Source organism: Legionella brunensis (assembly GCF_001467025.1).
Taxonomy (GTDB): domain Bacteria; phylum Pseudomonadota; class Gammaproteobacteria; order Legionellales; family Legionellaceae; genus Tatlockia; species Tatlockia brunensis.
Map to the genome: position 1 here is coordinate 330,149 of NZ_LNXV01000036.1, position 25,530 is coordinate 355,678.

The window sequence follows — 25,530 nt, forward strand, 5'->3', positions numbered from 1 at the left end:
GATTAATTACCTTGGGGCGAAAAATAGGTTTTCAACTGCTGGCGGGTAAACAAGAATACACCATGCCCACCATGCTCAAAGTCAAGCCATGTAAAAGGAACCTTCGGAAAAGCCTCCTCTAGCGCTTGCTCACTATTTCCAACTTCAACGACTAAAATGCCATCTTCTGTTAAATAATCATGGGCTCTTGCCAGGATTTTTTCAACGATAGCTAACCCATTATTTTCAGTTTCCAAAGCCAGTTTGGGCTCATGGCGATATTCAGCTGGCAGCGTTTGCATTTCCTCATAACCAACATAAGGAGGATTGGACACAATCAAATCATAACGAGCCATAGGAAGATTAGCCCAACAATCTGATTCAATGAGATTGACAGTGTCTTGTAGGTCATGACGCTCACAATTAATAGCAGCCACCTCTAATGCTTCCGGCGAAATATCCACGGCGTCAATGATAGCCTCAGGAAAAGCATAGCTGCAGGCAATTGCGATACAGCCACTGCCCGTACATAAATCAAGTACGCGCTCTACTCTTTCAGCAATTAACCAAGGCGAAAATTGTTGTTTGATAAGTTCCGCTATAGGTGAGCGGGGAATTAACACGCGCTCGTCAACGTAGAACGGCAATTCACAAAAATAAGCTTTATTGGTTAAGTAGGGTACGGGAACTTTGTCAATAATGCGTCGCGAAAGCAGCTCCACTAAAACCTGCTTCTCTGCAGCGGTTAAGCGCGCCTGTAAAAGTAGAGAATCTACATCAGGAGGTAAATGTAGACTTTCCAGGATCAAAGCAAGCATGTCATCCCAAGCATTGTCAGTACCATGTCCGAAATAAAGATTATTCGCATTAGCTTGGCTTAAACCAAAACGTAGAAAATCAATAATTGTTTCAAACTCAGTAATCGCTGTTTTATAAGAATCGGTCATACATAGCCTTTATATTTAAGAATTTGCTTTTTATTTAGTATTCATAGATTTGATGAAGACTCAAATTTAGAGCAAAAATTATTTTTGTAACAAAAAGATTGGGGTTTTTATAAGCCCTGTCCATAATTGTCACAAATTGTACGCTAGTTCGGAGCATTTGTCCTCCCAGAGGTTACTGATCTATCACGGCTCTTCAATCATACCCCGAAGAGTTACTATAATCTCATTAATGAGTAAAAATTGAATATACATTTATGGCTGACGATTTCCTGTCTGATGAAGACAAAGCTTTATTTCGTAAAACGGTAGGCACAGTAAAACCTATGCAAAAAAATAAGCAGGTTAACTTCACTACTGAAAAACCCCGTATCGCTGTAAACAAGCAGCATGATTTAACGCCTAAACAGCATAATGTCGACTTTTATTTGTCTGACTATTACTCTGAAGAAGTACAGGCTAATACCGTGCTTTCATACTGTAGCCACAATATTCCTTACAAACGACTGCGTGAATTAAAGAGTGGGCAAATTAGGTGGGAATCACGTTTGGATTTACATGGTTTACGGCCCGAAGCTGCAAAAGAAACTTTAATTCGATTTATCATCGAGCAAAGTTCATTAGCACGTCGTTGTCTGCTGATTATTCACGGCAAGGGCAGCCTTAATGGAGAAGCACCTATTCTAAAAAATCTGGTTAATTACTGGTTACGTCAATTTCCCCAGGTGCTCGCTTTCTATAGCGCCTTAGGACGCGATGGCGGTAGCGGCGCACTCTATGTGCTATTAAAACGCCAAAGAGGTCAAGAAATTGAGTAAACTATAGGTTTTAACTTGCTAAAAACAAGGTATTCGTTACATTTTGGATTGAATTTATCCTCATAAACCCTTAACATTTGCACAAAATTTTGAATGATAAAACCATGAGTAAACAAGCTATTATTATCGGAATTTCGGGGCCCTCAGCCTCGGGTAAGAGTCTTTTAGCCAATACTATTGTCAATGAACTAGGTTCCGAGCAAGTTGTCGTTATTTCTGAAGATGCTTACTACAAAGACAATAGTCACTTACCTTTTGCTGAAAGAGAAAAAATTAACTACGACCATCCTGATGCATTTGATCATGCTTTACTGTGCGAGCATTTGCGTAATCTGCAACAAGGGAAATCTGTGGATATCCCTATTTATTCGCATTCTAAACATATTCGTCTGCCTGAAACACGTCAAGTTGGTCAGCATGCCATCATTGTGTTAGAGGGTATTCTTCTTTTTAGTGATAAAGAGCTGCGGGAAATCATGGACATTCGTATTTTTATGTCTACCCCTTTAGATGTCTGTCTCACCCGTCGTTTAAAACGTGATGTGGTAGAACGTCATCGGTCATTTGAATCGGTTGTGCATCAGTATGAAACCACGGTAAGACCCATGTATCTGCAATTCATTGAACCTTCCAGTCGTTATGCAGATATTATAGTTCCTCGTGGGGGTGAAAATCGCATCGCCATCGATATGATTCAGGCTAAAATGCGTGAATTACTCGCAACTCACAAAAATGGTTTAACTATTGATAAAGTTTAGCGACAGTAAATTAGGAGAGTAATGTGGGATTTTTAACTGGAAAAAAAGCGTTAATCGTTGGTCTTGCAAGTAATCGCTCCATCGCCTACGGTATAGCCAAAGCCTTCCACGAACAAGGTGCTGAGCTTGCCTTCACCTATCAAAATGAAAAGCTACAGAGCCGCGTAGAGACAATGGCTGCAGAATTTAACTCTAATTTGACATTCCCATGTGATGTTGCAAGCGACGTTGAGATTCAAGCAGTTTTTGAACAGTTAAATAGTCATTGGGATAAACTAGACATTATCATTCACTCAGTTGCCTTTGCTCCTGCTGACCAGATTAGTGGTGATTTCGTGGAACATGTCAATCGCGAAGGATTTCGCATTGCCCATGACATTAGTGCTTACAGCTTAGTGGCTTTGGCAAAAGCTGCCCAACCCATGATGCAAGACACTCAAGGAGCTATTTTAACATTAAGCTATTACGGCGCTGAAAAAGCAGTCCCTAACTACAATGTCATGGGCATTGCAAAAGCTAGCCTTGAAGCTTCTGTGCGTTATCTTGCAGCAAGCTTGGGCCCTAAAGGTATTCGCGTCAATGCCATTTCTGCAGGCCCTATTAAAACTTTGGCCGCAGCTGGCATTAAAGATTTCCGTAAAATGCAGAATTTATATGCCAATACAACGCCATTAAAGCGTAACGTTACCGCTGATGAAGTGGGTAATACCGCCGCCTTTTTATGCTCTGATCTGGCCTCAGGCATTACGGCCGAAGTTATTCATGTTGATGCTGGTTATCATGCCGTATCAATGACCGACCTGGAATAATCCACATACAGCATTAGCCTGAGGGTACGTCAGTTGTTAGAAGACGCTCCTCAGGCATAGTCTTAAATCATTTTCTTCAGTATTTTTAATTTATTTTATATTGGGCAGAAACAGCAACAAGTGCCCCAGAAAAAACCAATATTGTCCCCACTATTGATAATAAATCGGGTACTTGTCCCCAAATTAGCCAGCCAAGGATACCGCTAAAAACAATCGCTGAGTACATGATTGGCGATACGATACGTGCTTGTGTCCGCGCAAGAGCTTCTGTTAAACATAATTGATACCCTGTTGCTACAGTAGCGATAATTATTAAGATGATCGTCGTTTTCAAACCAGGAGTATTCCAATGAAAAAGCATGAACATCATTGAAATAATCGTTGTGAATGAAAAATAATAAAAAGTAATCACCGCAGGTGTTTCTGTCCTGCTTAAAAGACGAGTGCAGGCTATTGCAAATGCAGCTGCAACTCCGGAAGCTAACGCAACAATCGAAGCAGAATTAAATACCTCAGCATTTGGCTTAAGAACAAGGGTGATACCAATAAATCCAATTAAAATTCCGGTACTACTCTTAGCCGTAGTTTTGACCCCTATTAATACCCAAAATACAATAGGAACAAAAATAGGATAGGTTGTATTTAATAAAACAGCATCAACTAGTGGAATAAACTTTAAAGAATAATAAAACAACAATAAGGATGACAACCCACTTATTGCACGAATTAAATGCAATAGAGGACGTTGCGTTTTGAAATAGGATAAAGACCGCCAATGCCCTTGGTTAAAACTTATAATGGGCAGTATTAATAAAAACCCTAAGGCAAACCTAAAAAATATAATAGTTGTATTCGAAACATCATTAGCTATAAGTTTAACGAGAGCTCCCATCACTGAATAAAATAAAGCTGCGCCAAAAGCCAATATTATTCCCAAGTGAATATTTTGTGGTGATTTATTAGGGGGTTGTTCTGTATAAGTCGGATAACGTTGATTTTTATTAATCAATTAAACGAGGCTCCCTAATCGTTGTCCTTTCGTTTTATCTCAGAAATTTTGATACGCCATTCTTTGGGGCCTTGTTCATGGATAGATTGACCATCAGCAGTTACCGCCACAGTAACAGGCATATCAACAACTTCCAATTCACGCATAGCCTCCATCCCTAACTCTTCAAAGGCGATGATGCGTGATTTGTGAATACTCTTTGAGATCAAATAAGCGGCTCCGCCAACAGCAATTAAAGAAACAGATTTGTGCCGTTTAATTGCCTCGATGGCTACTGGGCCTCGCTCACCTTTCCCAATCATCCCAAGTAAATTTGTTTTTGACAACATAAGCTCGGTGAATTTATCCATGCGTGTTGCGGTGGTAGGACCTGCTGGTCCTATAATTTCATTGGCTGCCGAAGGTACTGGACCTACGTAGTAAATAAATTTGTTATCTAAATCAATGCCCTCAGGTAAAGGATCTCCCCTCTCCAATAGCAGCGCTAATTTTTTATGTGCTGCATCGCGACCCGTAATTAATTGTCCAGATAACAATAAACATTCACCCAATTGCCACTCTCTGATTTCGGCTCTTGTTAAGGTATCCAAGTTAACTTTACGCAATGGCGCGTTAGTACTCCCATCTAGTTTTGGCCAGGAGTCAAGAGAAGGTGGCGTTAATTTAACAGGTCCACTGCCATCGAGAACAAATGACAGATGTCTTGTTGCAGCACAATTAGGGATAATCGCTATCGGCAAACTAGCAGCATGAGTTGGGTATTCTTTAATCTTTACATCAAGCACCGTGGTTAAACCACCGAGGCCTTGTGCGCCAATCCCAAGTGCATTTATTTTTTCATAAAGCTCCAGGCGTAAAGCCTCCAGATGGTTTAGTTTCTTGCAATGATAAAGCTCATGAATATTAACGGGCTCCATAAGAGCTTCTTTAGCAAGCAACATGGCTTTTTCAGCTGTTCCCCCGATACCTACTCCCAATATGCCAGGAGGACACCATCCTGCACCCATATGCGGTATTTGCTCAATAACCCAATCAACAACGCTATCAGAGGGATTTAAAATAGCGAATTTTGCCTTTGCCTCAGAGCCAAAGCCTTTGGCAGCGACAATAACTTCAATAGTATGACCCAAAACAAATTCAAGGTGCACAATAGCAGGCGTATTATCACCTGTATTCTCCCGTCTACCTGATGGTTCATTTACAACAGAAGCGCGTAAGGGGTTGATTGAATTAGTGTAGGCTAGTCTCACACCTTCATTGACCATTTCATTGATGGTCTGATTTGTCGTATCCCATCTGACATCCATGCCAATTTTAAGGAAGACAACAGCCACCCCGGTATCTTGGCATATAGGACGTCTACCTTCCGCAGCCATCCGAGAATTTAATAATATCTGTGCTATTGAATTTCGTGCTCGAGGAGATTGTTCTTTTTCATAAGCCTGATACATCGCTTGAATAAAATCATAGGAATGATAATAAGAGATAAACTGAAAAGCATCTGAGATACTTTGAATAAAATCCTCTTTTCGAATTATCGTCATCTCTTACCTTCCTTAAATTTAAAGTTAAGCAATTAACTAAGCATAGCATTAGTTTAAAGGGATCTAGATTGGGTTAATGAGGACTTAACGATATGTTGGTAAAACTCTACTTTTTATCTCGTCTGCAGACGATATAAATGACTAGTGGCAGCCTTTTCATTTCGAGTTGTCCTTGCTTTTGTCATGGTTTGCGAAGCACCCAAAGCAAGATTGTTAATCCACCAGGGCGTTTGCTCACCTTCCCAGACAAATAGAAGATTTCCTGGCGGTAAAACAATTGGTTTTGCAGGATGCATTAAAGTGCCTTGATTATTGGGTAAAGAGAGCATAAGACTGCCCAATAGCCAATGTGAATCAGAAACAATGGCAGCAAAAGGTTGCTGTTCTTCACGAATATCCTCAACAAATTGCTTTACAGGAAACTGAGCCAAATAAGGAGTGCGACTAATCCAAATAACAATTAATGTTAGCTGGACTATTAGACATAAACCAAGAAAACGTTTGGCGTGGCTTATAGAGAAAGCCTGACTATCAACGATACTAAATAGCCAAAGAGGCACTAAGAAAAATAATGGAAGAACCCAATGGCTTTTAACACCGTGAATACCTGCGCTAATAACCACTAACAATAAAAAGGGAATGAGTAGAATGTGATAGCGCCACAAGAGTTGGTTTTGTCCATTATTAACAAGCTGCGCACGCGATAGTGGGAAAAAAAGTCGGATTACAATTAAAGGAATGGCGAAATAGATAGATACTGCAAATAACTGCCCTATCCCATGCCATTGACTCTTGCCAGGTAATGACAATTTATAGGATGAATATAAACCCATTTTTGAGTTATCAAATAGCCAAAACCAATAAGGGCTTGAAAGTAGCAAAGCAGTAACAATAGTAACTATTAGATAAGGGTTTAGAAGCTTATTGCGATATTCCTTAATCGATAATGCCGTTATTATAAAAATTGACAAAAAAATTAAATAATTAAATTTAGATAATAAACCCACGCTGATGATGGCACCAAAAATTATGGACCAACCTAATTTGGATAATTGAGTTGGTCGTACCAACCAATACCAACTCAAACAAGCCGCTAGCAATGCTAAAATAGCATGCGTCCGATGAGGCAAAAGATCATAACTAATATTAGGGATTAAAGCCCATGAAAGAGTAGCACACCAAGCTAACAATAAATTTTGACAATAAAGGCGACAAATTTGATGATAAAAATAAAAACATAGTAACAGCAGACTATATTTTAACAAGGCAATACTCAGTAAACTCACTCCGAAACTTTGAAAAAAGAAATACTGTAACCATGTGTACAAAGGAGGTTGTGCAGGGTAGCCTGCCGATAATTTCTGTGCGAAAACAATTTGCTCTGCTTCATCTAAACCAAGCGTGGAATTGCATAAAAACAAGCGAGCCATAATTAAAAAACAAGCGAGCATCGAGAAGTAGATAAATACCTGCCGATCGATTGTTAAATTTGAAAATTTATTTCGCATCACTTCGTGTAGTCCAACAAATGTTTGTCAGATAGCTTAAAAATTTGGGATGCTAAAGGCTACCATAATCTCAAACGATAGAAAATCTTAATCAAGATAACCACCAGGGAGTTAAGCTGGGCCCTAAGGACCCAACTATTGGAAATAACTCTCCATCTTAGAAATAAGTAGGTGCTGAAGGAATGTTAGAGCCATAATTAGTACTATCGTACGTAGGTGGGATTTCTGGATATCCTTGATATTCAGTAGTAGGGTGTCCATGAGTAGGAGCGGCATTAGGGCGAATGTCTGGATATAACCCAGAAGAATGTTGTTGTTGGGGAACAACAAAAGGCCTTAAATCAAAAGTTTGCTTGTCAGTTCCTGTACCAATTTCAATAATGTATCCTGTCTCACCACGACGTAATTTTCTTATAGTATCCAACAACGCTTGTTTTCCATCACTATCTGAAAAAATACGATGAAGGCGAGGAGAAACATCCTTACCTATTTGCTCATGAAGGGCAACTATAGCGCATTTGACCTTAACAGGGTCGAAACCTCTACTCGCTAAATGTATCTCTTCATCTTCAGTAAGTCCGTATCGATGAGGATCTAAGGGATCAAGTGCGTTTAGATTTCCTTGTTTAATAATATAATTCTGGATTTGATTCGTTATAAAACAGCCTACTGCTGAACCAATAACAGTTAAGCAAATAACACCAAGAGTCACAAAACCAATTGGGTTAGTGATGCCAGCCGCCAAAGCAAACATAGCAAGCGGTGTTGAAGCAAAAATTGTCGCTAAAAACCCAGAAACGAGTGCACTACCCATTGCACTTGACAAGCTAATGATTGCTTGCAATGACCCCTCGTCATGGATGAGGCGCTCTATGCTGTCGGCACCAGCTCTAAGTAGATAATATGCGGCGATAAAAGCAATGCCGACGGCAAGCGCTGCCAAGAGAACTAACAACAAAAATAACTTCGCTTGATCATCTTTACTGGAGTGTGAGTGGTGATTGCTACTACCAAAACAGCCACTGTTATAGTGATGATGGTGGCGATGGTGAGATAAGGAATCTAATAATAACCAAGTAAATAGCACATCGTTAGTAGAGCTGTAGCAACGATGACCATGCCAACGTCGATCATGAACATCAATGTTTTGTACAATAAAGACGAAATGAGGACGTACTTCAGGCTGAAGAGCAGCAAATGGAGGCCGTGAATTAAAAAACGTATTGAGAACAGTAAAAACTTTGTATTGCTCAGAATAATCAAGCCCGTATAAGTTACTCAATGGGCTATTTAATTCATAATAAATTTCATTAAGTAATTGCTGATAAATCTGTTGTTGGGTTAGTGATGGATAAGTTTGTTCGCTTAAGTCTTTATATCTACTTCCCAGTTTTAGATATAAATTTGCTAGTTGGTTGTCAGTAAATTTCTTCGTCATTACTCCCCCTTGCTTTAGTGTCTATCGATTTTTGCTTTACTCAATAGGCTGTTTACATAAAGGTCGTAATCCATCACTCCATAACTAGACTCAATTTGCTGCGCAATACTAGCTTGTTGTTCCTTGTCTAGTGATTTAAATTGACCATCATTAATTTTTTTCAGATGGACAATTACAAAGTCCCCATTTCTTAAGCTACGTCCTTCTCGGGTATTGGTTCGAGCCAAACTAAATGCCAAATCATTAATAGCAGCATCGGCTTTGTCCGTATCGCGTGTAGCTTGCTCAATTTGATGCCATTGCAATTGATTTGTTGCTAATAACTTTTCTTGAACTTGTACATCCGTTTTTGCCGATAAAAGTGTTGCTCCTAGTTGTTTCGCCATTTGCTCAGCTTCTTTCATTGCCAATTTTTTTGCAATGAAATCTTTGACTTCAGCAAGCGGTTTCTCTGCAGCTGGGAAATGATTGTTCACACGCAATACCATCACACTATCGTTGTCTAATTGTATTGGCTCGCTATTATTACCCAACTCTAAAACATCATGACTAAAGGCTGCATTCACTACTTCTTTATTTTTTGTTAATGCTTCGTCGCCACCTTGTCGAGAAAAAGGCCTGGTTTTTTCGATGGTCAATTTTAATGCATCTGCGACAGGATTTAAAGAGTCTGGTGATTGATAGCTCAAATCACTTAATTGCTCTAGAGCTTGGGAATACTTGGTCTGTGAAAGCTCACCTAGCAATTGCTCCTTAATTTCTGACTGCACGCTTGCCAAAGGTTTTAATGTCGCAGGTTTATAAGCAAGTAATTTGAAAATTTCATACCCATGAGCTGATTTTACCGGTGGTGAAATTTGACCTTCTTTTGTTAAGGTTGTCAAAGTTTTATCAAACTCCGAATGCCCAGCAACTAACCAAGGAAGCACTCCATTATTAGCCACGGATAGCTTATCATCAGATTTTTGTACCCATGCAGAAAACTGTTTGGGATCTTTTTGCAAAACTTGATAAGCCTCATCTGCCTTTTGTTTAATTTGCTCTTGTGTTTCGGCTGCAGCATCAGCTGGCACTGCAAAAAGAATATGAGCAACCTGCCATTGTGCTGGCGTCATAAAATTACTTTGATTCTCCTCATAATAACGCTTCAACTCATCGTCGCTAATAATAATTTGATCGCGAAGTTGCTGCATGGAAAGGCGAACATAATCTATTGAGACTTTTTCGGGAGTTATAAATCCTTTTTGATGTTTTTGATAATATTCATTAATTGCCTGCTCAGAAACCTTAGTATCCTTCATGAACAAGCTAATTGGGATTTGTAGATAATCATAATCCCGAGTTTGCATATAAAGTTTTACAAAACGTTTAATTTCATTAGGCAGTGCAAAAGCCGTTCCCATGAAAGCAAAACGTTGTTGATTCAACAACATTCCTTGTCTGACTTCTGTTTGGAACGATTCTGGAGTAAACATGGCACCACTTAAAGCCTGCTGGTAACGCTCAGCAGAAAAATGACCATCTTCCTGGAATTGAGGAATACTTACTATTGCAGCATTCGCTTGCTCAGCGCTGACTTCAAAACCGTTTCCTCGAGCAGCCTGTACTGAAACCTCATTGACAATCATATCTTCCAGGACTTCCTTTTTTAGGGCTTTTTCGTTAGCAACAGTCATTTGTGATGCATCACGTTGTTGGCGAGCTCGTCTATAATTGACTTCGTAAGCCTGCTTCGTAATTGCTTCCCCATTTACGTCCACTGCAGCATTTGAGGCTTGATGCGACTGCATATAATAGTCAACGCCAAAAAGAGTAAAAGTAATAGCGATAAGAATTATGACTATCCAGGCTACAAGACCTTGTATGCGTTCGTTCAGCTTCTGCAACATATTTGGTGTTCCATAAATTGGGTATTCGCAAAGAAATCTAGATTCAAAACGTGACTGGTAAAAAAAACGCGCCATACGGCGCGTTATTCTGGCGGAGTGGACGGGGCTCGAACCCGCGACCCCCGGCGTGACAGGCCGGTATTCTAACCAACTGAACTACCACTCCAATTCTTGGTGGGTGCTGCAGGGATCGAACCTGCGACCCTCGCCTTGTAAGGGCGATGCTCTCCCAGCTGAGCTAAGCACCCAAAAAACTTACGCTTCTTGTACAGCTTCTTTTAGTGATTTACCAGCTTTAAATTTAGCAACTCTTGAAGCTTTGATTTCAATGGTTTCACCTGTCTGCGGATTTCTACCAGTACGTGCAGAGCGGTTACCAGTGGAAAAAGAACCGAAACCTGGTAATACAACTTGGTCACCACTTCTTAAAGCGTCGGTCACGGTAGTCATAAAAGTATCGAGAACTCGACTAGCGTCTGCCTTAGTTACGCCAGAACCATGTGCAATAGCTTCAATCAATTCACTCTTATTCATCTTTTCCCCTATCAGTTATTCTTTCCTTACCCGTGGCGATTAAATCAAAATCATCGGCCGCAGTCAAGCAGTCACATCCTTGCATCGCCCGCCAGTAGCGGGCAACGCTGTGAAATATACCCGGTATTAATGGGCATGTAAATCTTTATTTTTAATTTTTTTTGAACTTTTGTTTGAAATTACTTCTGGATGGCTAGGAGCAGTGGCATTTACGATAGGACTGCGTTGTAAAGCCAGCTCTAAAACCTGCTCAATAGTCTTGACTGGATGTATTGTCAGCTTCTTTAAAACATTATCAGGAATCTCTTCAAGATCCTTGCGATTTTCCTCAGGAATAATGACATGCTTGATTCCGCCACGATGGGCTGCCAGCAATTTCTCTTTTAACCCTCCGATGGGTAGAACCTGTCCTCTGAGGGTGATTTCTCCAGTCATCGCGACGTCCGCACGTACTGGGATCTGAGTTAATGCAGAAACCAATGCCGTGCACATCCCTATACCCGCACTAGGACCATCTTTGGGTGTAGCCCCTTCAGGCACATGTACGTGAAAATCATTCTTGTCATAGAAATCATCTTGTAGCCCAAATGATTTAGCACGACTTCTAACTACTGTCATTGCTGCATGAATAGACTCTTGCATAACTTCACCCAGTTGACCAGTATGCGCAGTTTTCCCTTTTCCAGTCATCATCGATGCTTCAATGGTTAAGAGTTCACCACCTACACTGGTCCACGCAAGTCCTGTAACCTGCCCTACCTGATCAAATTCCTCAGCAAGGCCGTAACGGAACTTTTTCACGCCGAGGTATTTTTCAATATTACTACGTGAAATAGTGACTTTTTTCACCCGTTTGCCAGCAAGTATTTCTTTAACGACTTTACGGCAAATACTGGCAATATCTCGCTCAAGATTACGTACCCCAGCTTCACGCGTATAATGGCGAATAATGTCACGTACACCCGTTTCTGCGATATTGATTTCATTGGCTTTTAAACCATTCAAGACCAATTGCTTGGGTATCAAATAACTTTCTGCAATATGAATTTTTTCATCTTCCGTATAACCAGCTAGACGAATGACCTCCATTCGATCGAGCAATGGCGCAGGTATCTCTAAGGAATTCGCAGTAGCAATAAACATTACATCACTAAGGTCATAATCAACTTCTAGATAATGATCATTGAAGGTATGATTTTGTTCCGGATCTAATACCTCGAGTAATGCAGAAGCCGGATCGCCACGGAAATCCATAGCCATTTTATCCACTTCATCCAACATAATAAGTGGATTTTTTACGCCTGCTTTGCATAATTTTTGAATTATTTTACCCGGCATAGAACCGATATAAGTGCGTCTGTGACCACGAATTTCGGCTTCGTCGCGAACGCCACCTAAAGCTATTCGAATAAATGTCCTACCAGTGGCATTCGCAATGGATTGCCCTAATGAAGTTTTACCTACTCCTGGAGGTCCAACCAAACACAGGATAGGGCCTTTTAGACGCTTCACCCGTTGTTGCACAGCCAGGTACTCAAGAATACGTTCTTTAACTTTTTCAAGCCCGTAATGTTCTTTATCCAATAAACGTTCCGCTTTACTTAAGTCAAACTGAATTTTATTTTTTCTTTTCCAGGGAACAGTCAGCATCCAATCCAGATAATTACGAATCACTGTCGCTTCTGCTGACATTGGTGACATCATTTTTAATTTTTGCAACTCAGCCAGTGATTTTTCTTTTGCTTCTTTGGGCATGCCAGCTTTATTAATAGAGCTTTCTAACTGCTCAATTTCGTTACCTTCCTCGCTAAGCTCACCTAACTCTTTCTGAATGGCTTTCATCTGTTCATTGAGATAATACTCACGTTGGCTTTTTTCCATTTGTCGTTTGACACGACCACGCACGCGTTTCTCAACATGAAGTAAATCAATTTCCCCTTCGATTGCGGCCATCAGGCGTTCAAGGCGAGTCCCAACATCAAGAATTTCAAGCAATTCTTGCTTGTCTTCAACTTTTAGCGATAGATGTGCTGCAATCGTATCTGCTAAACGCCCAGGCTCTTCAATACTTGCTAACGAACTTAAAACTTCAGGAGGAATTTTTTTATTTAATTTTATATATTGCTCAAATTGTGACATTAAAGAGCGCATCAATATTTCGATTTCTTGCTCTTTTATTTGCTCGCTGAATTCTTCAATGGATTCCAAAGAAGCTTCTAAATAACTTTTTTCCTGTGTGTACTCCTTAACTTTGGCGCGCTGCTCCCCTTCCACCAGCACTTTCACTGTGCCATCTGGTAATTTTAGCAATTGCAGAACACTAGAAACGGTACCCACTGTGTACACATCTTCTGGACCAGGATCGTCATTCGAGGACTTTTTTTGTGCCACTAAGAAAATCTGTTTGTTATCCACCATCGAGGCCTCTAATGCCTTAATGGATTTCTCTCTTCCCACAAACAATGGAATAACCATGTGTGGATACACCACAACATCACGAAGAGGTAAAACAGGCAGCAATGATGACATTACTTCTTCATTTTCATTCGACATGAATTCTTTTTCGCTTTCGCTAGACATAATAAGCCCTTATTCAAACGATAAATCCCATGAGAAAAAGCACAGCCGCCCTCAGTTGCTTGTTCACACCTCAGGCAAATATTGGAACTTGAACTGCCCCTTTAGTTATTCCAATCTAGGAGAGCAGCACTGCCATATGCTCCTAAAAAACGAGTTACATTCTACAACGAGTACTCTCGTGCGAATCTAACTGCATTTTTAGGATAATTTCTTATTCTCGTCCACCAGCAGCAGATTGTTTGTTTTCCTCACCCTCATAAATAAGGATGGGTTTTCCAGTATTGTTGATAACATTTTCATCGATAACTACTTTATTAACACCTTCCATTGAAGGCAACTCATACATGGTGTCTAAAAGTATATTTTCAAGGATAGCACGCAACCCTCGAGCACCTATTTTTCTATCTAGGGCTTTTTTAGCAATCAAATGCAGGGCTTCTTCACGAAATTCCAATTCAACCCCTTCCATTTTAAATAAAGCATGAAATTGTTTGGTTAATGCATTTTTGGGCTTAGTAAGAATATCAATCAATGCATCTTCATTTAGCTCATGCAAAGTAGTTACAACCGGTAATCGGCCCACAAACTCTGGAATTAGACCATATTTCACCAGGTCTTCAGATTCAAGTGCACTTAGCACTTTTTCCATGTCCTGATTATCTTTTTTATTCTTTAATTCAGCAGAGAAACCAATACCTGACTTATCACTTCGCTCACGAATCACCTTATCCAAGCCAGCAAAAGCACCGCCACAAATAAATAGAATATTTGACGTATCTACTTGGAGGAATTCCTGTTGAGGATGCTTGCGCCCTCCTTGAGGAGGCACAGAGGCAATAGTTCCTTCTATCAATTTTAATAAGGCTTGCTGAACACCTTCACCGGAAACATCTCGAGTAATAGAGGGATTATCTGACTTACGTGAAATCTTATCAATTTCATCAATATAAACGATACCTTGTTGAGCCTTATCCACATCGTAATCGCATTTTTGCAATAATTTTTGGATAATATTTTCAACATCCTCACCCACATAACCAGCTTCAGTTAGCGTTGTAGCATCAGCCATAGTGAATGGAACATTCAATATACGGGCTAATGTTTGAGCCAACAATGTTTTACCGCTACCCGTAGGTCCGATTAATAAAATATTACTTTTCCCTAATTCAATGCCATCTTCAGTTTTGTGATGTAAGCGCTTATAGTGATTATAAACGGCCACAGACAATACTTTTTTGGCATGAGGTTGCCCAATTACATATTCATCTAAAAAATTGGCGATTTCTTTAGGTGTAGGTAAACGGGTCTCAGTTTCCTCTTGAGTTTCCTGAGTTTCTTCACGAATAATATCATTACACAACTCAACGCATTCGTCACAGACGAACACAGAAGGACCAGCAATTAATTTTTTTACTTCATGCTGGCTCTTTCCACAAAATGAACAATACAAGACTTTATCACCATCGCCGTTACCGGTTTTACTCATCTACAAACCCCTTTCTAACTGTTACCAAAAGCAGTGGTAATCTGAAAAGCTTTGTTCTTAAAGTTTCATTGGGAAATCGGGCCGAACAAGAAAAATGCCCTTAAATAGCGCCGGCCATTTGCTTTAACTATCCTTGCCCCCAATTTCTTATTTCCCTTTTTTGCAACTTTAAGCACAAGCCATAGTAAAATTTTAGACAATTGGAAAAATAACGCCAAGTGAAAAGGCCAGTTTTACAAACTGGCCTAATCAACTTACTTGGTTTCAGCTAAAGATACGCGGTCATGGAGAACTTTATCTACCAAACCATATTCAGTAGCTTGTGTGGCACTCATGAAATTATCACGTTCAGTATCACGCATAATTTGATCAGGCGTCTTATTAGTATGTTTTGCCATGATGTTATTTAGGCGCTCACGTACAGCTAACGTTTCACGCGCGTGAATTTCGATATCAGTCGCCTGACCTCTGTAACCACCCAAAGGTTGATGGATCATTACCCTTGAATTTGGCAGACAGAACCGCTTACCTTCTGCACCGGCACAAAGTAGTAAGGCTGCAGCACTGGCAGCTTGCCCTATGCACAATGTACTAACATCTGGCTTGATGAATTGCATTGTATCATAGATAGCTAGTCCCGCTGTCACGACCCCACCAGGTGAATTGATATATAACGAAATATCTTTCTCTGGGTTTTCTGATTCGAGGAACAATAATTGGGCAACGACTAAATTAGCCATATGATCCTCAACCTCGCCCAACAGAAAAATGATACGCTCTTTCAAAAGCCTTGAGTATATATCATAAGAACGCTCCCCTCTTGAGGTTTGCTCAATAACCATAGGTACTAAGCCACTGGCATTTCTTATCAAGTTCTCTGAATAGCCCGTCATATTTTATGCCTCTTCCTTCGTTGTCTCTTTCTTCGGGTTCATTACTTCCTCGTAACCCATTTTCTTCTCTTTAATCTTGGCATTTTCACTGATTTTCTCAGCAACCATCTCTTCCATAACCAATGCTTCGATTTCGCCTAAGCGTTCTTTGCTCGCTTGGTACCAAGCACGAAGCTCATCCGGACTTTCGTAAGCACTTGCAAATTTATCGATCATTGCATCGACTCGAGCTTTATCTGCAACTAATTCGTGCTTTTTAACGTACTCAGAAAAGAGTAGACCAAGATGGACACGTCGTCTTGCTTGCTCTTCAAATAAGGCTCTAGGGAAATCTGGGATTTTTTCATTATCAGAATGCTCATGACCAAAAAGACGATGATACATGTCATGTTTTAAATGTTCGATTTCTTTGTCAATTAATGCATTAGGTAGCTCAAATGGGTTAACTGCCAATAACTGGTCAAAAATTTTCTCACGATTCATCGCATTGACGCGTCTTTCAAGCTCACGCACCATGTTTTCTTTAATATCTTTTTTCAGCGCATCTACTCCGCCCTCTTTGATATTAAATTTTTCAGCAAAAGCATCATCTAATGCAGGTAATTTACCTTCCATAATTTTTTGTACTGTAATTTTGAAGGTTGCTTCTTTACCAGCAAGATCTTTATGTCCATAATCTGCAGGGAAAGTTACTTTAATTTCGAAAGGTTTACCTTTTTTAGCACCTATGATGCCATCTTCGAAGCCAGGGATCATTGAACCGGAGCCAATCACGATTTCATAGCCTTCAGCACTTCCACCTTCGAATGCTTTATCACCCAAAAAGCCTTGGAAGTCGATAGTCACTTTGTCATCTTTAGCTACAGCGCGTGATACTTCATGCCATTCTTTATTTTGCTCGCGCAACTTCTCTAACATATCCTTAACGTCACTATCCTTAACTTCAGCACGGACTGTTTCAATCGTAGCATTTTCAAGTTCAACGATAGTGATTTCGGGAAATACTTCAAAAGTGGCGGTATAGACAAAATCTTTTCCTGACTCGACTTGTTCGGGCTCAACAAGAGGCGAACCCGCAGGCACTAGCTGCTTATCTTGTAATGCTTGATATAAAGTTGATTGAACCATTTCTCTGGCTACATCTTCACGCACACTGGTAGAAAAACGACTTTGAACAACGTGCATTGGTACCTTGCCAGGACGAAAACCATCAACCTTCACTTTGCGAGCAAGATTTCTGAGACGCAGGCTCACTTCTTCCTCTACTTTTTCGGTCGGTACCGAAATTGTTATTTTACGTTCCAAACCTTTCAAGGTCTCAACAGAAACTTGCATCTAGTCACCTCTTGGAAATTGTCATGAAATGGTGCGAAAGGAGAGACTCGAACTCTCACGGGTTACCCCACTGGAACCTAAATCCAGCGCGTCTACCAGTTCCGCCACTTTCGCTAAACAGGGTGGAATTATCAAACAGTAAGCCACTCTTGTAAAGACTCAGAATGAATCTTAAGCTCAGCTGGCTAAATTACTCCCAAAAATAATCATATTTTGGATTTATTATTGGTGTATGGGGTGAACGATGGGACTCGAACCCACGACAACCGGGATCACAACCCGGGGCTCTACCAACTGAGCTACGCTCACCATAATTATTACAATTAAATAGGAACTCTGCACAAAGGCTGGCACGCCCGGCAGGATTCGAACCTGCTACCCTCGGCTTAGAAGGCCGATGCTCTATCCAGATGAGCTACGGGCGCAAATTTAAAACTGGTCGGGGTGGAGGGATTCGAACCCCCGACATCCTGCTCCCAAAGCAGGCGCGCTACCAGACTGCGCTACACCCCGTTAACCCGTCCCGAGGACAGAGCGCAAATAATACTCGTAGCTGTGCTATAGGTCAATAACCAAAACCATTAAATTTTAATGAAAGTGGAGTCTCTTCGATAAACAATTCATTTGCCGCCTATATTTTTTTTAGTTAGCATTAAAAACTTCGTTTCTATAGTGGTAATTATGAAACCTCGACTGCTTCCAATATTTGATAACATGAATTATCTTCATAAAAATCAAGAAAACGTCATTTTACCTGATGCTCGTTTTCAGAATGATTTCTATTACAGCTTAAATTTTTTAAAGAGTTATAATGGTAGCTTAGGTACTTTCAACAGTTATCGGCGCGAAGCCGAGCGCCTTTTGCAATGGTGTTGGCACATCAAAAAGACGACTCTTTGCGAACTTAAACGCGACGATATTGAGCAGTTCGTTCGCTTTTGCCAAAACCCGCCATCTACCTGGATAAGTTTGAAAAAAGTACCACGCTTTCTCGAAAAGGAAGGGAAACGTCAACCCAATGAAGATTGGCGCCCCTTTGTTGCCAGTGTGAGTAAATCAGAAAGAAAGCAAGGTGTTGCGCCGTCAGTTGAGCAATTTAGCCTCTCACAAGGGGCAGTACAGGAAATATTTGCTATTTTAAGTACTTTTTTTAATTTTTTGATTGCTGAAGAATACCTGGTATCTAATCCAGTTGCCTTAATTAGACAGAAAAGTAAATTTGTCCGTAAACGCCAAACAAATGCCCCTATAAGACGTTTGAGTCTCAATCAATGGGATGCAGTACTTGATGCTGCAGAAAAGCTCGCCAATGAGAATCCTGAAAAGCATGAGCGCACGCGCTTTATTCTCAGTATGCTTTTCGGTATGTATTTACGTATCTCTGAGCTTGCTGCGAGTGAGCGTTGGATCCCAACAATGAATGATTTTGCCAAAGATTCAAACGGTCAATGGTGGTTTACCACCGTAGGGAAAGGCAATAAAGAACGACAAGTTGCTGTTAGTGATGCGATGCTGGCCAGCTTAGCGCGTTGGCGTCAGTTTTTAGGTTTAACTCCGTTCCCCTCACCTGCCGATAACTCTCCGCTAATACCAAGAATTCGTGGTACAGGACCCATGAGCGATACTGCCCCTATACGACGCTTAGTACAACTTTGCTTTGACTTGGCCGCTGAAGACTTGCGTCGCCATGATAGGTTGGAAGAGGCTGATAACTTGGCAGCAGCCACTGTACACTGGCTAAGGCATACTGGCATCTCTGAAGACGTTAAAATTCGCCCCAGAGAACATGTACGCGACGACGCAGGACATAGCTCTAGTGCGACAACAGACCGTTACATTGATGTTGAAATGCATGCGCGGCATCAATCAGCACGAAAAAAGAAAATTATAGTTGAAAGTGAGTAGTCTAGAGCTTATTTGCAAATAAGCTCTTACGTGCAAGCATCAACTAATTCAATGCGATTATGAGGGAGTGGTTCGCCAAGGAAAATCTCCCCCACGGCTTGAAAACGTTTAATTGAATCAGTGACTAAATAATGAATAACCTGCGTTCCATCTGTACTGGATAATTTCGTTTTTGTTAATATTTCTTTCAGGGCTTTTGCAGTAGCTTCAGCAGAGTCAACAATGGTAACCCCTGCAGGTAAAAGTGTTTTTAACAACGACTTAAACACGGGAAAGTGAGTACAACCTAAAAGAAGAGTATCTTCATCACGAAAATCTGACAAATAATGCTTTAATGCTTCCCGAGCAATCGCATTATCGACCATTCCTTCTTCGGCAAGAGCCACTAGAACACTGCATGCACGAGCACTTATTGTGGCTTGCGGCAATTTTTCACAAATTAGACGTTGATAAGCGCTTGAAGCAATAGTCGTTTCAGTCGCTAAAACAGCAATACGTTGATTTTTAGTTGCAGCCACTACTGCTGCAGCGCCCGGAGATACAACCCCTAAAACTGGCAGGTCAGGCAACATCTCTTGTAAGTGAGGAAGCGCTGCTGTTGTCGCCGTGTTACAAGCAATAACCAATGCTTTTATCTGTTTTTCTACTAAAACACGAGCCATCTGCAATGCATATTGCTGCACCGTATCAGGGCTTTTGGTACCGTAAGGCAATCGGGCTGTATCCCCAAGATAGACAAAAGACTCTTTAACCAGGGTAGCTTTAAGCGCCCTTAAGACTGTTAAGCCACCCATACCTGAATCGAACACACCAATAGGCAAATTATTCTTATTCATTATTGTCCTAAATTGTAAGTTTAACTGGTTATTAATAAATAACTAACTTACCTCGCCCTTCAACTACTTTGACCTGGAACAGTTGGGGCCTTGTTTTCCTGTTCCGTATTCACTTGCTCTACCTTAGGTTTGATATCTTTCAATTTTGATTTGACAACGTCGCTGGCTGCAGTATTTGTTTTCTCTTTTGCTTCTTCCCTTTTCTCTCCGAGCTTGACCGTAGAAAACTCTTTCATACCAGTTGCGCTATTAAGAACTGAAGGATGAGTTTTCCAAGTCTCATATTCGGGTAGATTGATAATAGACTCTCCTTTGCCAAAGAAATCTTTTTTAATGTGTTGATTTGGATTAAACCCGGCCGTGCTGCTTACCTTAATCGCACTGCTATCAAATTCCATACCTGGGACATTTCTACCAATCACCATTAATGCCATCCACATATTTTTAACTTGGTCCTCATCACCATCATCCAGATAGATAGGATCGTCTGCTGTAGGCGGCCCATCTTTTAATACCTGCATGGCTAATGCCATATAAAACTCTTTAGTCGCTTTTTCCTCAGTGGGAGGAGGAGGTTGGCGTACAGTGAACGAGGAGCTACCAACATATTCCACCTGACCTTTACTATTGACTCGCGCCATTTCAGGCTTACGCTCCTCCAGGAATTTACTATAAATCGGTCCAGTAGTCCCTACGGTCCCAATCGTGTGGTTACGAATACAGCCTGCAGGAATAGGTTTCTCTGTATCAAAATGTTTATAACCCTCAGGTGTAATCTGATTTCTTCTCACTGTAAGATTAGCTGTCAAATCCACAGTTTCATTACCAGCACTGCTAAGCAACGATTGTTTCTGGCTAATTGGATAATCATCAATCTTTGACTTAAAAGCTAAAAATTTAACGTCTTTACCCACTTGGGCCTCTTGCAGTGTTTTCAGCAGGCCTTTTTTCAGTAAAGAGTTATCTGGCCCTATAGGATTACCCCGTAGCAGTCTTTGTACTCCTTCATAACGCTCAAGCTCTTTCTGTGCTGCATCTAACTGCTTGTTGAGTTCATCCCTATACTCCTTAAGCTTATCTTTACGCCATTGCGGTGTATTAACAGGCAACTCATGAGCTTGAGGGATACTGGCAAGCTGCTCATTCAAAAGCGTTATCTCATTTCGATAAAACTTCACCATCGAATTAGAGACTTTATCAAGCTCAGTATATTGCTCCAACATCTCGCGAGCATTCTCTTTAGCCGTAGCCTGAAAAGCAGGATTGAACCAATCAAAAACTTTTGTTTCACTTAAGAGCTTTAACTGCTTATGGATTTTCTTATCAGCCTCAGTAATTTCCTTATGTAAATCTGTAAATTTGTTTCGCTCTTTTGTTTGTAGATCTATAAGCCTGGCTATATTCGTTTGATCAGAACTAAGGAATACCGCTTTACTCGCACTTGCTTTTGCATCTTTAAATGCTTCTGGCGTCAGTTGTTCTTTTAAATCATCACGATTAAACGTACCTCTTGGAGCAGGCGGATTGACTAGATTAGCAGCCTGTAATTTCCCCAAAAACTCAGCCGAGCTTGATGACTCATAAAAATTTCCCACGATAGTATTTATCTGAGCATCAGGAAATTCATCTTCTTTCTCTAGAGTCATTAAGAATTGCATAACTGCTTTATTTGTGGCAGAAGGAGTAATTCCGTATCTCGCAATTAAATGCTGGTTATGATCTCGTTGATCCTGAATCGCTTCTTGAATTACATCATCACGTGTGCGATTAGCTGAATCATAGCCAAACCCCACATATAAATCCTCAGGATCCATTCCTAGAACCTGAGCAAAACGATCCACTGCTCTTTTATATTCTGTTGTGGGGCCATTAAAATCGGTGCTTGGATCCAAAAGCACATCATTAATAGCCTTAACCTGCGCCTCAGTTAATGGATTATCTAGCGTCATCTCACCAATAATCTTTGCCACTTGAGCATTGACAATTTTTGAAGCGCGAGCATGCTGTAAATTCTCTTCTGCCGCTGCCGTCAAAAGAGCAGGATCAATCGTTATATCCCCACCCAATGCTTTTACAATAGCCAGACTCGTTGCATTGACATCACGACCATGAGCATCCATTAAAGTGCGCATGATTTCCGGTTTAGCAAGGATAACTTGTTGTGTAGCCAGTGGTAGTTGCTCGATAACTTTAATAAGGGCATCATGGTTATCAAAGCGAGAATATTGATCCAAGCTTAAAGCAATGGTTTTAGCTGCAGCTGCTTTTTGTACAGAAGCCATGCTGTCCTTGTTAACCCAGCCTTGCTCAGTAATCCCCATATCCGTTAACGCAGCTTTAAATGTATCGATGTCTTTGGCTTGTGTCAGTTTTTTTAACTTAGTAAGATCTCCATCTTCTGGATAATTACTAACCAAATTCTCAACTAGACGTGCCCGAAAAGCTTGTTGCTCTTTTTGAGGTAGAGTTCCGACTAGGGCGCCTACATTTAAGTGACTTAAATCAAAGGCAGCCAATTCTCTTGTAGCGCCATGAATAGCAGTTGGGTCTGCTATATTAAGATTATTAATATTAATTATAAAATCAGCAAAATTATTACCCCGCAAATCTATTTTTTTAGTAACTCGCAGAGTAGCTTCCATTGCTGCATAGGCACTTAACGTCTTTTCATAATCCCCATAGGCATTTTGATGAATTACATCATCTTCACCGGGAAAAGCGCTAGTGGCAGGTCTACCCAGAAGAACTCTCACTGCTCCCTTGAGAAGGCCAACGCTTGTGGGGTATGCCAAAGTCGCTAGCTGATCGGGACTTAAAGCTTTAACACCATCCTCGCTCTTGGCTAGAGAAATCAGCGCCTGTTGCCGTGCTTTTTTGACATTGTCAGGATTTTTAAAGTACTCTGCGACTCCTGGTGGTACCGCACGTCCTTGAGTAAAATGTCCCCAGCCTACATTAAAATCAGGATTAGGCTCGTTTAACATTTGTCTTAAACGAGTAGCATCCTTGGCGCTATATAATGATTTTCTCACATAAGCCGCCGCAACGATTTGCTGTACGCTTTTCGGATCAGAAAAGGCGCTATGAAAACTATTTTCAGTTTGATAACCAAGTACAGTATTGCTGGCTAAAACATTTTTAATGTCTGCTACTGAGGTAACCTTCATTAAAGCATTTAAAGTTTCGACATCATCTAGCTCGGCTATCTTAAGCTGCAGAGCCCGGGTAGCTGCGGCCTGGCGAATACTCGCTAAATTTTCTGCGGTAACGGCAGCATTTAAATAAAGATCATTTGCATTATTGCCCCCCTGCAATATGTCTTTTAAGGCATTTAGGTCAGTTTGACTGGCAATATTCTTAAGCGCATCTTTATTATTACCTATGCTTAATGCTTGCTCTAAGTATTTTTTACCTACTAGAGCTCGAACCCAAGGCGCGTCGGCATCTTGCAATGCAGTTCTATAAGGAGCGGGAAAACCTGTGCCAACACTAATGGCTGCATTCAAAAACGTAGATGCCGTAGGGTCTTGCAAAGCCACAAGCGTAGTATTCAGATTAAGAGGAGGATTATTAGCAAAATGTAACTCAATTCCTTTTTTAGCAGCCTCATTTGCTACTAACCTCTGTAAATTCCCCAACGGGTTTGCCAGAAGCATCTTAGGAGACGTTGAAGGTGCAATACCAAGTCCGTTCAGTGCAGCTTGAAACGCAGGCTGACCACCAGCAGTTAATAAGGCATTGATTTGATTAATATCTTGGCATGAGCTGATCTTTTTCAGAAGCAGCTGGCGCTGCGCTTCGAATCTAATTCTATCGACTGCGTCATTAGTAAGTACCGACTCATCATTAGGGTTCCAGTTAGCAATTCGACCTGCTGGTGCCCCTAATTTTGTTCTACCATCAGGGTGAGCTAATAGGTTGCGCAACTGAACTCTATTATCCTGCTCTATGATAGCCTTAAGAGCTGCCTCATCCGCATTCTGAAGCGCGATAATCATCCTTTTTTCGGCAGCAAGTTTGAATAATGCCTGGAAATCTTGGGCAGGAACTGCTCCCATCCCAACATCACCATCTGGCTTTAAATCATTATCATTGTTATGTGCAAAACCCGTTGGATTAAAATTAACACCTAACCCGTTCCAAATAGCCCCTTGGTCTATGATCGCTTTTCTAAATGCATCTGGAGTAGTATGGCTTACCTCCAGCATTTTATTTAAAACTTGAAGGGCTTCAGCTGGTTTTTTAAGAAGTGCAGCATTTTGCAGCGCGGCTAATAGCGTATTATTTACGGCAGGCATTTGTTACTCCGCAAGAGTCATAATAATTTTAATTTTAAACTTAATTTATTAAGTATTCCTTAAACTTTACAGGATTTTATAAAAAAGGCTTGATTTGAGTCTAACCTCTTCTATTTTTAATAGTATAGCAAGCAACAGGACGAATAAATGAACAAGTTATTTTGCTTCATTTTTGCCTTCTTACCAGGGATAGTTTTTGCTCAAGGTTGCATTGTGGGAGGAAAGCCCGATAAACCCCGTTATGTTTGCATGGACGGGCGCTCTCTGCGTATGACCAGCAGTGGTTTCTTATGGAACGCCAAGCGTGGTTGTTTTATGAGCAAGATTCCTTGTTGCGCCTATGATGCCACTCATTATAGTTTTTCTACCAATCCTTCTTATGTTTACTACTCCTATAAAAAATGTCGTGAGGGTTACCCTTATCATTTAGGGGAGATGCAAACCCATTAGAACTTTTTAGAAGATATCATTCAGCGAACCCCGCGGTCGATGCCACGGGAATACGGTGTCAGATTGAATAGGTATATTTGTTCAGAAATGCTAATTTAGGAATAGCTATAATTGACTGTCAACAAGATGGCAACAATGAGCCAAATGACCATACTGGTAATAAATGCAAAACGAAACGGCTCAAAGCTTTTGTGTTTTATCCAAAAATTAGCAATAGCAACAGGGAGGACTGCTAGTCCCATTAGGATAATAATATTTGCAACGATAAGTGCTTCTTTGAAAGAGAGCCAATTAGCTATAGTGGCAGCTGCAGTGTGCAAGATTCGTTTGGTTTGTAACAATCCCCAGGAAACCCACGGATCGTAATAAACTACCAAAGTCGAAGCCAAGATAAGCGGTAATAGCAATTTCATACCACGAATTGCAAATATCCTCTTAAAAAAATTAGCGAATTCCTGCGAAAACATCACAACAATCGCACAACACACCACGACTAGTGCTACTGTTAATAACATGT

Annotated in this window: 19 protein-coding genes and 6 tRNA genes; 5 read left to right on the top strand and 20 right to left on the bottom strand. The window is 40.7% G+C overall.

Going from position 1 to position 25,530, the window contains the following annotated elements; all coding sequences use genetic code 11:
- Positions 1–2 precede the first annotated feature (2 nt).
- A complete protein-coding gene (prmB, locus tag Lbru_RS15730) occupies positions 3–926 on the bottom strand; it encodes a 50S ribosomal protein L3 N(5)-glutamine methyltransferase (RefSeq protein ID WP_058443066.1) in 924 nt (307 codons plus the stop codon).
- A 254-nt stretch (positions 927–1,180) separates the two neighbouring features.
- Here prmB and Lbru_RS15735 point away from each other — a divergent pair, with 254 nt between their 5' ends.
- The 3 genes from Lbru_RS15735 (at position 1,181) to Lbru_RS15745 (ending at position 3,308) form a co-directional block, all read left to right on the top strand.
- Positions 1,181–1,741 (top strand): Smr/MutS family protein, encoded by a 561-nt coding sequence (locus Lbru_RS15735; protein WP_058443067.1) that lies wholly within the window; start codon positions 1,181–1,183, stop codon positions 1,739–1,741.
- Between the two features lie 104 nt (positions 1,742–1,845).
- Complete coding sequence (udk, locus tag Lbru_RS15740; RefSeq protein ID WP_058443068.1) at positions 1,846–2,499, top strand: uridine kinase; 654 nt, start codon at positions 1,846–1,848, stop codon at positions 2,497–2,499.
- 23 nt (positions 2,500–2,522) lie between these two features.
- Positions 2,523–3,308 (top strand): enoyl-ACP reductase FabI, encoded by a 786-nt coding sequence (locus tag Lbru_RS15745; RefSeq protein WP_058443069.1) that lies wholly within the window; start codon positions 2,523–2,525, stop codon positions 3,306–3,308.
- Between the two features lie 85 nt (positions 3,309–3,393).
- On the opposite strand, the gene Lbru_RS15750 is transcribed toward Lbru_RS15745, so the two are convergent.
- From Lbru_RS15750 to Lbru_RS15825, 16 genes are all read right to left on the bottom strand, one after another.
- Entirely contained in the window at positions 3,394–4,317 is a 924-nt protein-coding gene (locus Lbru_RS15750; protein WP_058443070.1) for a DMT family transporter, read from the bottom strand.
- Positions 4,318–4,331: 14 nt separating this feature from the next.
- On the bottom strand, positions 4,332–5,861 hold the full coding sequence (locus tag Lbru_RS15755; RefSeq protein ID WP_058443071.1) for a fumarate hydratase: 1,530 nt from the start codon (positions 5,859–5,861) through the stop codon (positions 4,332–4,334).
- A gap of 113 nt (positions 5,862–5,974) precedes the next feature.
- Positions 5,975–7,369, bottom strand: coding sequence for a glycosyltransferase family 39 protein (locus tag Lbru_RS15760; RefSeq protein ID WP_083500944.1), 1,395 nt, complete (start codon positions 7,367–7,369; stop codon positions 5,975–5,977).
- A gap of 157 nt (positions 7,370–7,526) precedes the next feature.
- Positions 7,527–8,807: a hypothetical protein gene (locus Lbru_RS15765; protein ID WP_058443073.1), complete on the bottom strand. Its 1,281-nt coding sequence runs from the start codon at positions 8,805–8,807 to the stop codon at positions 7,527–7,529.
- Positions 8,808–8,821: 14 nt separating this feature from the next.
- Positions 8,822–10,696 carry a SurA N-terminal domain-containing protein gene (locus tag Lbru_RS15770; protein ID WP_058443183.1) on the bottom strand — a complete coding sequence of 625 codons (1,875 nt, stop codon included), beginning with the start codon at positions 10,694–10,696 and terminating at the stop codon, positions 8,822–8,824.
- 89 nt (positions 10,697–10,785) lie between these two features.
- A tRNA-Asp gene (locus Lbru_RS15775) sits at positions 10,786–10,862 on the bottom strand.
- 6 nt (positions 10,863–10,868) lie between these two features.
- Positions 10,869–10,944 (bottom strand) — tRNA-Val (locus tag Lbru_RS15780).
- 7 nt (positions 10,945–10,951) lie between these two features.
- Complete coding sequence (locus Lbru_RS15785) at positions 10,952–11,230, bottom strand: HU family DNA-binding protein (RefSeq protein WP_058443074.1); 279 nt, start codon at positions 11,228–11,230, stop codon at positions 10,952–10,954.
- 126 nt (positions 11,231–11,356) lie between these two features.
- Positions 11,357–13,783, bottom strand: a complete 2,427-nt coding sequence (lon, locus tag Lbru_RS15790) for an endopeptidase La (RefSeq protein WP_131793526.1) — start codon at positions 13,781–13,783, stop codon at positions 11,357–11,359.
- A gap of 238 nt (positions 13,784–14,021) precedes the next feature.
- Positions 14,022–15,296 (bottom strand): ATP-dependent Clp protease ATP-binding subunit ClpX, encoded by a 1,275-nt coding sequence (clpX, locus tag Lbru_RS15795; RefSeq protein WP_058443076.1) that lies wholly within the window; start codon positions 15,294–15,296, stop codon positions 14,022–14,024.
- Positions 15,297–15,550: 254 nt separating this feature from the next.
- A complete protein-coding gene (gene clpP, locus Lbru_RS15800) occupies positions 15,551–16,189 on the bottom strand; it encodes an ATP-dependent Clp endopeptidase proteolytic subunit ClpP (protein WP_058443077.1) in 639 nt (212 codons plus the stop codon).
- Between the two features lie 3 nt (positions 16,190–16,192).
- A complete protein-coding gene (gene tig, locus Lbru_RS15805) occupies positions 16,193–17,524 on the bottom strand; it encodes a trigger factor (protein ID WP_058443078.1) in 1,332 nt (443 codons plus the stop codon).
- Between the two features lie 29 nt (positions 17,525–17,553).
- A tRNA-Leu gene (locus Lbru_RS15810) sits at positions 17,554–17,638 on the bottom strand.
- A 119-nt stretch (positions 17,639–17,757) separates the two neighbouring features.
- Positions 17,758–17,833: transfer RNA gene (locus Lbru_RS15815), tRNA-His, on the bottom strand.
- A gap of 39 nt (positions 17,834–17,872) precedes the next feature.
- Positions 17,873–17,949, bottom strand: a tRNA-Arg gene (locus tag Lbru_RS15820).
- Positions 17,950–17,960: 11 nt separating this feature from the next.
- Positions 17,961–18,037 (bottom strand) — tRNA-Pro (locus Lbru_RS15825).
- Positions 18,038–18,205: 168 nt separating this feature from the next.
- On the opposite strand from Lbru_RS15825, the gene Lbru_RS15830 reads away from it, so the two are divergent.
- Positions 18,206–19,429: a tyrosine-type recombinase/integrase gene (locus Lbru_RS15830; RefSeq protein ID WP_058443079.1), complete on the top strand. Its 1,224-nt coding sequence runs from the start codon at positions 18,206–18,208 to the stop codon at positions 19,427–19,429.
- Positions 19,430–19,455: 26 nt separating this feature from the next.
- Here the strand turns inward: Lbru_RS15830 and murI are convergent, their stop codons facing one another.
- Entirely contained in the window at positions 19,456–20,265 is an 810-nt protein-coding gene (murI, locus tag Lbru_RS15835; protein WP_058443080.1) for a glutamate racemase, read from the bottom strand.
- Positions 20,266–20,324: 59 nt separating this feature from the next.
- The gene (locus tag Lbru_RS15840) at positions 20,325–24,563 is read right to left on the bottom strand and encodes a hypothetical protein (protein ID WP_058443081.1); all 4,239 of its coding nucleotides are present in this window, start codon (positions 24,561–24,563) and stop codon (positions 20,325–20,327) included.
- Between the two features lie 147 nt (positions 24,564–24,710).
- On the opposite strand from Lbru_RS15840, the gene Lbru_RS15845 reads away from it, so the two are divergent.
- Complete coding sequence (locus tag Lbru_RS15845) at positions 24,711–25,013, top strand: hypothetical protein (protein WP_058443082.1); 303 nt, start codon at positions 24,711–24,713, stop codon at positions 25,011–25,013.
- A gap of 95 nt (positions 25,014–25,108) precedes the next feature.
- On the opposite strand, the gene Lbru_RS15850 is transcribed toward Lbru_RS15845, so the two are convergent.
- Positions 25,109–25,528 (bottom strand): hypothetical protein, encoded by a 420-nt coding sequence (locus Lbru_RS15850; RefSeq protein WP_058443083.1) that lies wholly within the window; start codon positions 25,526–25,528, stop codon positions 25,109–25,111.
- Positions 25,529–25,530 lie beyond the last annotated feature (2 nt).